3 protein-coding genes are annotated in these 3,722 nt (G+C 68.9%); 2 read left to right on the top strand and 1 reads right to left on the bottom strand.

The genetic code is table 11. The features are described from left to right. Together VFA06_RS25780 and VFA06_RS25775 are read left to right on the top strand one after the other, a co-directional pair. The coding region (locus tag VFA06_RS25780; protein WP_324843317.1) for an STAS domain-containing protein at nucleotides 1-421 on the top strand (421 nt) is incomplete at its 5' end. A gap of 109 nt (nucleotides 422-530) precedes the next feature. Continuing rightward, a complete protein-coding gene (locus tag VFA06_RS25775; RefSeq protein ID WP_324843316.1) occupies nucleotides 531-1,559 on the top strand; it encodes a S1C family serine protease in 1,029 nt (342 codons plus the stop codon). On the opposite strand, the gene VFA06_RS25770 is transcribed toward VFA06_RS25775, so the two are convergent. Next, nucleotides 1,531-3,722, bottom strand: a 2,192-nt coding sequence (locus tag VFA06_RS25770; protein ID WP_324843315.1) for an FUSC family protein, incomplete at its 5' end; no start/stop codon positions are given. The genes VFA06_RS25775 and VFA06_RS25770 overlap by 29 nt on opposite strands.

Genomic DNA, 3,722 nt, shown 5'->3' with positions numbered 1-3,722 from the left:
GGACCCGCTCGTGGTCTCGTCTTCCCAGGTCTACACCCGACCGCTGCCGGATCATCCCGGGCTGCACGTCGAAGTCACTCACGACCAGCACATCACCACCGTCTTCGTGAACGGCGATGTGGATCTCGCCACCGCCGATCTGCTCAGCGCGGCCACCGATCTCGCCCTGCAGGGGCGGCCGCTGCGCGTGGTCGTCGATCTGTCCGGAGTCACCTTTTTCGGCGTGGTCGGGCTCACCGTCCTGCAGAATCTACGCGACCGCACCGACCGGGACGTCATCGACCTGGTGCTGCGCGCACCGTCGCGGTCCGTGCGGACCGTGTTCGACATCGTGAGCGCCGCACGCTACTTCCGGATCGTCCACGCCGGTTTCCAGGACGCGGATCACGGGCAATCGCTGGCATCCAACGCTGCGGTCTGACCGGCGACGCTCGCGCCGCGCCGGGGGCCGTCGGACCGTACCGGGCCGCAGCCGTCTGCCCTGGCGCGACCGGAAGTGAGGCCTCTGGATGAGAGGACGCTCGGCTTTAGTGCTGATCGTGATCTGCGCGGCATTCGCGGCGTACTTCCTCAACCGGCAGGGTTCCCCGGCGACCGGCCCTGACCAGGGCGGCAGCAACCAGACCAGCGCCGGACCGGGGAACTTCAACTCCATCTCGCCCGACCTGGTGTTCGTCAACAGCACCCTCGGGCAGCAGCAGGAGCAGGCGGCCGGGACCGGTGTCGTACTCACCTCCAACGGCGAAGTTCTGACGAATAACCACGTCATCGAGGGCGCCACGGCGGTCCAAGTCACCGACGTCGGCAACGGCCGCACGTACGCCGCCACGGTCGCCGGTTACGACCGATCGCACGACGTGGCGTTGCTGCAACTTCAGGCAGCGCAGGGCCTCGCTACCGCACCTCTCGATACCTCAACGCAGCCGTCGGTCGGTCAACAGGTCGCATCGGTCGGCAACGCAGGCGGGACCGGCTCGCTAACCACGGCCCCCGGCACCATCACCGCGCTCAACCAGTCGATCACCGCGAGCGATCAGGCTTCCGGCAGCTCGGAGCAGCTCACCGGCCTGATCCAGGTGAACGCGAACGTGCGGCCCGGCGACTCGGGCGGGCCGCTGGTGGCGACTTCCGGCAAGGTCATCGGGATCACCACGGCGGCAGGCAGCACCTACCAGTTCCGCGGCGGCAGCAGCACCGCCGGGTTCGCGATCCCGATCGCGAGGGCGCTGGCGATCGGTCAGCAGATCGCCGCCGGGACGTCCTCGGCCACGGTGCACATCGGCCCGACCGCGCAGCTCGGCGTCGAGGTGGGCGACGCACAGTCAGGCGGCGGCGCGGCGGTAATCGGCGTGCTGCCGGGCGAAGCGGCGCAGGCGGCGGGACTGGCGGCCGGCGACCTGATCACCTCGTTCGGCGGCACCGCGGTCGACTCGCCGACCACGCTGGTCACGCTCGTCGATCGCGATCACCCGGGCCAATCGGTGGCGGTCACCTGGACCGACCAGTTCGGCCAGGACCGAAGCGCCACAGTCACGCTGGGTACGGGACCCGCTGGTTGACCTGATCCGCGGCTGAATCCGCGGCGGCGGGGGAAAGGCCGAGCGGGCGGGCGAGGCCAAGCAGCGCTTCGTCGACCCGCTGCAGGTGACGCAGGACACGCATGGTGGTCAGGGTTTCGGCGGTCAGGGTTTCGGTGGTCGGCGGCGCGGCGCCCTTTGAACCGTCGCCCGGGTCATCGTCCAGTTCGACCGAATCGTCATTGCGCGAGTGAAGGCTGTTGAGCAGGTCTGACACGCTCGGTTCGGTTTGGAGGGCGCTGCGGTTGTCGTCGCTCTTTCGCTGGCGCGCTCGGGTACTGGAGTAGAGCTTCGGGTCACGCAAGTAATCGGCGAGCGTTGCGGCGTTATGGTCGAGGCGTTGAACGACGTCTGTGATTGACGGTTCGGCGATAACTGTCGAGGTGTCAGACGCACTCTCTGCGATAGCCGCGAGGCTGCGCACGTGATACGCGCAGCTATCCAACAGACGGACGATGTACCGCGCGCGTTGCCGCCTAATGCGCAACGGATTCACGGGATGCGTCAGTGGCTCCATCGACTTGTGAAGCGCATCCAGTGCCGAATCCATCTCGCGCGCCGCATGCAGTACGTCGAGGCGATGCAAGGCGTCGGACTTCGCCTCGCTGGTCAGCTGCTCGGCGGCGAGGGACAACGCCTCGCGAAGTCGGTCGAGGACAGTGGTCAAGCGCTCATCGGTGTGCCGACTCGCCCGCACCGGCAAGACGAACACCGCTGCCAGGAATCCACAGGCTGCGCCGAGCGCGGTCTCCTCGATGCGCAGCACGAGCACGCCGGGGCTGAAAATGCCGAGCAACGTGTAGAGCAGCCCGATCATCGTCGTCACGAAGAACGACATCAGCGCGTATGACAGCGCGGCGGTGAAGAACATGCCGAAGACGCAGGCGATCGCGAGCCCGAATGCGATGCGCGGATCGCCGTTGACCAGGCTCGCCAGCGCTCCCCCGGCAAGTACCCCGGCCACCGTCCCGGCCAGCCTGCGATAGCCCTTGATCAGGATGTCGCCGGTGGAGGAGGTGTTGATGAACACCACCCAGCAGGTGAGCACAGCCCAGTACCAGCGCTGCGCGGAGAGCAGTTCTCCGCCGAGGATGGCGAGGGCGGAGCCGGCCGCGACCTGGAAGGCCAGCCGGGTGGAGATCCGGTCCAGGCCGGTGGCCTCGCCGCCGCCGTCGGGCTCGGATTCCTCCGCGCCAAGGCTGAGCTCCTCGGTCTCCAACTCCTCGCGGGAGCGCGCGGTGTGCGGGCTGTCGTCCTGTGGGTCGGTCTCAAAACCGAAGGCCATACGCAGTCCGAGGACTGCGCGCGCGAGTTCGCCTAACGCGAGGTACACATCGCGCACGGCTGGATCGGCCTGCGGGACATGCACGGCGTCGCGGTAGCCGAGCAGCCGGTCGCGGGTCTGCTCGAATCCGGCAAGTTGCGTGCCGGGGACCGTCCGCAGCACGAGGGTACGAAGCCGGTGCAGTTCGTGCGTGAGACGTTCCATCGCCGGGTCATCCGGCGCTGCGGTACCGCGTAGGCCAAGTAGCAGCGGATCGGATAGGCGCAGTCGCGCGGTAGCGACGGTGGTGCTGTTGCCGGTCGACGCACGGAGCGCGTGGTCGGCTGGGTTCGGCTCGTCGGGCGGCGTGCGCTGCACAGCACGTTGCAACAGCCTGCCGACTCGTTCTGCAGCGATTTCGGCCTCGGCGACGCGGCGTTCGACGAGCGCGGCGGCACGCGCGTCCGGCAGTCCGGATTCCAGCCGGGCCTGAATCAGCAACGCGCACTGATGGAGCCGTGCGGTACGACGCTGCAGGAGGCGCGCGGCGGCGTCTGCAGCGGGCAGTCCCGGACGTTGCCCGGCGAGCTCCGCCATCGCCTCGACGGTCGCGGCGAGCCGGGCGCGGAAGGCCCGGCGCAGCCGGTCCAGCGTCCGCTCCGGCGTCGCCCGGACGAGCCCGAAGCGCGCGATCGCCGCGGCGGCGAAGGCGAGGGCCAGGACGGCGAGCATGCGTGGCAGCGTCGCCGGATCCGCGCGGGTGAACTGGGAGACGAAGTACAGCTGAAAGCTGATCAGGCCGAGGCCGGTGCCGCGCGGGCCGAATCCGCGGATGTAGACGGCGGTGAAGATCAGCGCGACGAACAGGACGTCGGACGCGC

This window comes from Actinocrinis sp., from assembly GCF_035653575.1.
GTDB lineage: Bacteria > Actinomycetota > Actinomycetes > Streptomycetales > Catenulisporaceae > Actinocrinis.
Note: the sequence above shows the minus strand (reverse complement) of the source record. Positions and strands in the feature narration are given on the sequence as shown.